This window comes from Streptomyces bugieae (assembly GCF_036352915.1).
Taxonomy (GTDB): domain Bacteria; phylum Actinomycetota; class Actinomycetes; order Streptomycetales; family Streptomycetaceae; genus Streptomyces; species Streptomyces endophytica.
Map to the genome: position 1 here is coordinate 1 of NZ_JAZBJP010000202.1, position 417 is coordinate 417.

Below are 417 nucleotides of genomic sequence, written 5' to 3' on the forward strand. Positions count from 1 at the left end.
GGACGAGGCGTACGAGCACGACGGCCAGCTCACCAAGCGCCACATCCGGGCGGCCACGCTCGCGACCCTGGCGCCCGCGCCCGGCGAACTGCTCTGGGACGTGGGCGGCGGCTCGGGCTCGATCGCGATCGAGTGGATGCGGGCCCATGGATCGTGCCGGGCGGTGAGCGTGGAGCGGGACCCGGCGAGGGCGGAGCGGATCACCCGTAACGCGGAACGCCTGGGGGTGCCGGGGCTGCGCGTCGTCACGGGCCCGGCCCCCGCAGCCCTGACCGAACTGCCCAACCCCGACGCGGTGTTCATCGGCGGCGGCCTGACGGCGGCGGGTCTGCTCGACGCGTGCTGGGAGGCGCTGCGCCCCGGCGGCCGGCTGGTCGCGAACACGGTGACGCTGGAGTCGGAGGCGCTGCTGGGGGA

1 protein-coding gene is annotated in these 417 nt (G+C 76.0%); it reads left to right on the forward strand.

The window, feature by feature from the left end; all coding sequences use genetic code 11:
* On the forward strand, positions 1 to 417 hold a 417-nt coding region (cbiT, locus tag V2J85_RS40880), incomplete at both ends, for a precorrin-6Y C5,15-methyltransferase (decarboxylating) subunit CbiT (protein ID WP_330824427.1).